Source organism: Lentzea sp. NPDC051838 (assembly GCF_040681245.1).
Classification (GTDB): Bacteria; Actinomycetota; Actinomycetes; order Mycobacteriales; family Pseudonocardiaceae; genus Lentzea.
The window spans coordinates 1-5,734 of the sequence record NZ_JBFAYI010000075.1; the positions used below are offsets into that span (position 1 = coordinate 1).

Annotated in this window: 5 protein-coding genes; 3 read left to right on the top strand and 2 right to left on the bottom strand. The window is 68.9% G+C overall.

Annotated elements, in window-relative coordinates; genetic code table 11:
- Positions 1-137: 137 nt before the first annotated feature.
- Positions 138-440: a hypothetical protein gene (locus AB0M24_RS48045; RefSeq protein WP_363781985.1), complete on the bottom strand. Its 303-nt coding sequence runs from the start codon at positions 438-440 to the stop codon at positions 138-140.
- Between the two features lie 129 nt (positions 441-569).
- Between AB0M24_RS48045 and AB0M24_RS48050 the strand changes: the two genes are divergently transcribed.
- Both AB0M24_RS48050 and AB0M24_RS48055 read left to right on the top strand, forming a co-directional pair.
- Entirely contained in the window at positions 570-1,316 is a 747-nt protein-coding gene (locus AB0M24_RS48050) for a GntR family transcriptional regulator (RefSeq protein WP_363781987.1), read from the top strand.
- Between the two features lie 2 nt (positions 1,317-1,318).
- Positions 1,319-2,314, top strand: coding sequence for a dTDP-glucose 4,6-dehydratase (locus AB0M24_RS48055; RefSeq protein WP_363781989.1), 996 nt, complete (start codon positions 1,319-1,321; stop codon positions 2,312-2,314).
- On the opposite strand, the gene AB0M24_RS48060 is transcribed toward AB0M24_RS48055, so the two are convergent.
- Positions 2,283-3,371 carry an adenosine deaminase gene (locus AB0M24_RS48060; protein WP_363781991.1) on the bottom strand — a complete coding sequence of 363 codons (1,089 nt, stop codon included), beginning with the start codon at positions 3,369-3,371 and terminating at the stop codon, positions 2,283-2,285. The genes AB0M24_RS48055 and AB0M24_RS48060 overlap by 32 nt on opposite strands.
- 357 nt (positions 3,372-3,728) lie before the next feature.
- Here AB0M24_RS48060 and AB0M24_RS48065 point away from each other — a divergent pair, with 357 nt between their 5' ends.
- Positions 3,729-5,138 (top strand): hypothetical protein, encoded by a 1,410-nt coding sequence (locus AB0M24_RS48065; RefSeq protein ID WP_363781993.1) that lies wholly within the window; start codon positions 3,729-3,731, stop codon positions 5,136-5,138.
- Positions 5,139-5,734: the final 596 nt, after the last annotated feature.

The window sequence follows — 5,734 nt, forward strand, 5'->3', positions numbered from 1 at the left end:
TTGTCATGATCGCGTTCTTTGGACGGAACCCGAAAATGATCAAGCGGTGGCCGTGCCTGTGTCAAAACCCAGGAGCTCCCTGGTTAAAACACCAGATCCACTTGAGGTGGATGAAAGAGCCGTTCATCGTTTTCGGGCTAGCGGACTCGGTAGCTCAGGGCTGCGAACGGGAAGGTGCCCTGGTGCAGGCTGCCGAGGACGTAGTAGCTCGTGCCGGAGCAGTCGGCGCCGTAGAAGACATCGATGTCAGCGTCCGAGATGTTCACTCCGGACCTGACGGGCGCGGTGTTCACGCACTCGCCGTTCGCGAGGTCGACCGGGGACTTCGTGCCGGTCTGGTTGGCACCGCTGAACAACGCGGCGTTGCCCTCGGCGGCGTTCGCGGGCAGGGCGAACGAGGCCGCGGCGAGCACCGCGAGACCGGTGGCGATCAGGCGCATGGGACCACTCTTTCTGGAGCTGAAACCGTTGGGGCGTCGGCATTCCCAGCGTGCCAGCGATACCTGTCGGCCAGCTGTCGGCACGTGCCGGAACCGCATCCGGTCGCAACATCTGTATGATACAGGTTTATGACAGGTTCTCGGTCTCAGCGACTGGCCGCCGAGCTGCGTGAACGCATCACGCTCGGCGACTACGGCCCGGCGGGGGCGCTGGAGAGCGAGGCCGAGCTCGGTCGCCGGTACGAGGTCAGCCGAGTGACCGTGCGCCGCGCGTTGGAACAGCTGCGCGAGGAGGGCCTGCTGGCGTCGCGGAAAGGCGCCGGTTGGTACGTGGCGTCGTTCGCGCAGCCACTTGCTCTCGGCACGTTCCAGCACGCGCGGTCCGCCGTGGCCGATGCCGGTGTGTCTTTGTCCCGGACCGTGCTGGAGTACGGGTATCTGGAGGCACCTTCAAGCGTTGCTTTGACGCTCGGTGCGGGCGAGATGTTGCGCGTGAGGTCGTTGCGGCGCACCGGTTCGTCGCCTTTGGACGTCGTGACAGAGTGGGTGCCGCTGGCGTTGGCGGCGCCGGTCAGCCGTGCCGACGCGGAGTCGCCCGGTACGTGGGAAACCTTGCGGCGCAACGGAAACCAGATCGCCGTGGTGCGTCAGAGCATCGCTGCCGTGGCCGCGGGAGATGTCGCGCCACTGCTCGGTGTCGCGGTCGGCACGCCCGTGTTGTTGGTGCGCCGCATCGCTTTGGACGCCGCGGAACAGCCGATCGCCTTGTCAGAGCACCACTACCTGGGCCACAGGTTCCAGCTCGAAGTCGAGTTCCGCGGCTGGCCCGGCGCGGAACCCCCTGGGGTAGCACCGATCCGTTCATCGGAGGACTGACCATGCGCGTGCTCGTCACCGGCGCGGCCGGGTTCATCGGCTCGCACTTCACCCGCTACTGGCTGCGCGAACACCCGTCGGACGAGGTGATCGCGCTCGACGCGCTGACCTACCGCGGCACGCGCGCGAACCTGCCCGCCGACGTGCCGTTCGTGCACGCGGACATCGCCGAGGCGGATGTTTCCGGTGTGGACGTCGTCGTGAACTTCGCGGCCGAGTCGCACAACAGCCTCGCCGTGCTGGATCCCGGCCTGTTCTTCCGCACGAACGTCCTGGCCACGCAAGCGTTGCTGGAGTCGTGCCGCCGGGCGGGTGTGCGGCGGTTCCACCACGTGTCGACGTGCGAGGTCTACGGGGATCTCGCGCTGGACGCCGTGGAGGCGTTCCACGAGGAGTCGCCGTACCAGCCGCGCACGCCCTACAACGCGTCGAAGGCCGGTGCGGACCACGCCGTGCGCTCGTACTTCGAGACGTTCGAGCTGCCCGTGACGATCACCAACTGCGCCAACAACTACGGGCCGCGGCAGTTCCCGGAGAACGTGCTGCCGCTGTTCACGACCCTTGCGCTGGACGGGGAGCAGCTGCCGATCTACGCGGCGCGCAACAACCGGCGCGAGTGGATTCACGTGCTGGACCACTGCCGGGCGATCGACGCGGTGCTGCGGTCCGGTGAGATCGGCCGGACGTACCACGTGGGCACGGGCGTGGAGGCGAGCGTCGACCAGATCGCCGACCTGGTGCTGGACGAACTGGGGCTGCCGCAGTCGCGGAAGTCGATCGTCGCGGACCGGCCGGGGCACGACCGGCGCTACCTGCTGGACGCCACCCGGATCGGCCGCGAGCTCGGATGGCGCCCGGAGATCGGCTTCGAGGCCGGTGTCCGGGACACCATCCGCTGGTACGCGGCCAATCGCGCGTGGTGGGAGCCTCTGCGCAAGCTCAGCACGATCGACGAAACGAGCTGGGCTACGCGGTCAGCGCTGCGTAACCCGGCTTGATCAGCTCGTTGATGATCGCGAGCCGCTCGTCGAACCCGATGAACGCCGACTTCATGGCGTTGATCGTGAACCACTGCAGGTCGGCCCAGCCGTAGCCGAACGTGTCGACCAGCGCGGCGAACTCGCTGGAGAGCGTGCAGTCGCTCATCAGGCGGTTGTCGGTGTTGACGGTGACGCGGAACCGCAGCTTGGCGAGCAGGCCGATCGGGTGGTCGGCGATGGTCGCGGCGGCGCCGGTCTGCAGGTTCGACGTCGGGCACATCTCCAGCGGGATGCGGCGGTCGCGCACGTACGCGGCCAGGCGTCCCAGCTGGACGGTGCCGTCGCCGGACACCTTGATGTCGTCGACGATCCGCACGCCGTGACCGAGACGTTCGGCGCCGCAGTGCTGGATCGCCTCCCAGATGGACGGCAGCCCGAACGCCTCACCGGCGTGGATGGTGAAGTGCGCGTTCTGCTGGCGCAGGTACTCGAACGTGTCGAGGCCCCTGGTGGGAGGGAAGCCGGCCTCGGGGCCCGCGATGTCGAAGCCGACGACACCGAGGTCGCGGTAGCGGACGGCGAGCTCGGCGATGCGCAGCCAGCCCTCGTTCTGACGCATGGCGCAGAGCAGGGTGCCGATGCGGATCTTGCGGCCCGTGGCGGCGACGCGCTGCTCACCGACGCGGAAACCCTCCTGGACGGCCTCGATGACCTGCTCCAGCGAGAGACCCTTCTCGGTGTTGAGCTCGGGCGCGTAGCGGATCTCGGCGTAGACGACGCCGTCCGCGGCGAGATCTTCCACTGCCTCGGCGGCGACGCGGACCAGAGAGGCCTCGTCCTGCATCACACCGCACGTGTGGGCAAAACCTTCCAGGTATCGCACGAGCGACCCCGAGTTGGCGTTGTCGCGGAACCAGCCGCCCAGAACACCCGCGTCGGTCGTGGGCAGGCCCTGGTAGCCGGAGGCATCGGCGAGTTCGATCACCGTCTGCGGGCGGAGGCCACCGTCGAGGTGGTCGTGCAGCAGCACCTTGGGCGCGCTGCGGATGGTCTCCAAGGAAAGCGGGGTGGACATTGCTACACGTTACTTCAGTCGACACGCCGTTTCAGAGTGGCCAAAATGATCTTGCTCCCGCTATGATCATTTGCTTCCTCACGGATGTTGCCGATCCGTGATCACAACTTTCTGCAACCACTGCAGAGCTTGAGTCACCCCAAGGTAGGAACATCACGGCTCGCAACTGGCCGCTTCCGGCCGGTAACTTGGCGATCAGAGTAATCGGGTAGCCTGACCGGGTCAGTCGCCCGTCCGCACCCGGCCGTTTCTTGGCGGGGGTGGTACAGAGACGTCCCGTGACGCGGATAGGCTCCCGTGGTCTCCCCCTCCCCTGGACGAAGGCACTCAGCCGTGACAGAGAACAACAACTCCACGATGTCCTTCGATCGGATGCGCAACATGCTGACGCGCGCCGCGGAGATCCGTGAGAGCGAGCAGCAGCAGATCTTCGACGCGCTGGACGAGATCCACGCCCGAATGTCGCCTCTGGAGTCGCTGGGTTCGGTCCGCAAGCGCCTGTCGGAGCTGCCGGACCGCACCGAGGTCAGCGTGCTCGCGGAGCGGCTGGACGAAGCCCTCGCCAAGCTGGAGGCCCAGGACAACGCCGTCGCCGACATCGGTCGCGCGGTCGACGCCCTGGTGGACAAGCTCGCCAAGCCCTTCGCCCAGCTGGACGGCCGCCTCGACGGCGTCGCCGGCCGCTTCGAGGGCGTCGCGGGCCGCATGGACGGTCTCGAGGACAAGCTCGCGAGCATCCACAAGCGCATCGACGACCTCGACGGCCACCTGGACAAGCAGGACGGCAAGGTCGACGCGATCCCGGGCGCCGTCACCAACCCGCTGCGCGAGCGCATCGAGGCCCTCGAAGCCGCCCTGCGCGGCCGCCTCGACGAGGTCGACGAAGGCGTGCACGAGCACCTCGACGGCACCCGCGAGGCCCTGCAGAAGATCCTCGCCGATTCCTTCTCGAGCATCCACGGCCGCGCGGACGAGTCCCGCGACGCCCTGGCCACGGCCCGCGCCGAGCTGGTCGCCGCCATCGCCGACAGCCGCGGGGAGCTGGCGTCCGCGATCGCCGACAGCCGCGAGAAAGTCACGTCCACGGTCACCGAGCGCCACAACCAGCTGTCCGCCTCGCTGGTCGAGACCCGCGACCAGCTGGCAGGAGCCGTGGCGGAGACCCGCGGCTCGCTCGCCGGCACCGTCGCCGAGACCCGCGACGCCCTGGCTTCGTCGTTGGCGGAGACCCGCGCCGAGCTGGCCACGGCAGTCGCCGACACCCAGAACGTCGTCAACGGCAAGCTCGACGAGGCCCGCACCGCCCTGTACGCGGCGATCGAACAGTCCCGCGACCAGGTAGACGCAGCCGACCGCCTGGAGGCCCTCGCCGGCCGCCTGGAGCAGGTCACCTCGAAGCTCGACACGATGACCGACCGCCTGGACAAGGTGGAAGACGACTTCGCCGCCCGCCTCACCGAACTCGGCGGCTCGGTAGACGCCAGCCTCACCAAGGTCGCCGAAACCGTGGGCGCCCGCCCGGACACCGACGCCCTGCAGTCCCTGGTCCGCAAGTCGAACCAGGAATCCGAACTGCGCATCGGCGGCCAGCTGGACGAGGCCATGGCGACCTTCGCCGAGCTCATCCTCGGCGGCGGCTCCCCGACGCCTCCCCCGCCGCCCACCGCCCTCCCCCGCCCGCAGCGCCGCACCCGCAAGAACGGCGCCAAGCCGGTCAACGGCGGCAAGGACATGGACGACGACGACTTGGCGGCCGAGGGCGCCTGACCGCCCCTCGCACCCAGGTTTCGCACGGCCCCGGAGCACCGCTCCGGGGCCGTTTTGCGTACAGCGCCAGACACGCCGAGCGCGCCATGGGTAGTGCGAGCAGGCGGAGCAGGGCGGGGAGAGCGAGCAGGGCTGGCCGGGGGCGGGGGGGGCGGGCGGGCAGCACAGACAGGGCAAAGCGGCGAGGCGGAACGAGGCGAGGCTGGGCTGGGCGAGGCGCGGGGCTGGGCGAGGCGAGGCTGGGCTGGGCGAGGCGGGGTGGGCGAGGCGGGGTGGGCGAGGCGGGGGTGGAGTTGGGCGAGGCTGAGGCGGACGGCCGAGGCGGACGGCTGGGGCTGGGGCTGGGGCTAAGCAGAGCTATGCGACGCAAGGGTTTGAGCGGAGCAGAGGTTGGGCGGAGCGAGAGGGCGATGGCGAAGCCGAGACGTCTGGCGATGGCGAAGCCGAGCTGCCTGGGGCGACGCCGAAGGCGAGCTTGCTTTTCCGTGCGCTCCGGCGGGCCCCGTCACGAGTCGTGCCTGATCGTTGGCCGCGCTCGGAGGGATGGGTCAAGTCGACACGCTTTTCGTCGACTTGACCCATCCCTCCGAGGGTGG

Excerpts from the sequence above, each read along its gene's own strand:
- AB0M24_RS48045 (WP_363781985.1), bottom strand. The coding sequence starts at position 440 with ATGCGCCTGATCGCCACCGGTCTCGCGGTGCTCGCCGCGGCCTCGTTC.
- AB0M24_RS48050 (WP_363781987.1), top strand. The coding sequence starts at position 570 with ATGACAGGTTCTCGGTCTCAGCGACTGGCCGCCGAGCTGCGTGAACGC.
- AB0M24_RS48055 (WP_363781989.1), top strand. The coding sequence starts at position 1,319 with ATGCGCGTGCTCGTCACCGGCGCGGCCGGGTTCATCGGCTCGCACTTC.
- AB0M24_RS48060 (WP_363781991.1), bottom strand. The coding sequence starts at position 3,371 with ATGTCCACCCCGCTTTCCTTGGAGACCATCCGCAGCGCGCCCAAGGTG.
- AB0M24_RS48065 (WP_363781993.1), top strand. The coding sequence starts at position 3,729 with ATGTCCTTCGATCGGATGCGCAACATGCTGACGCGCGCCGCGGAGATC.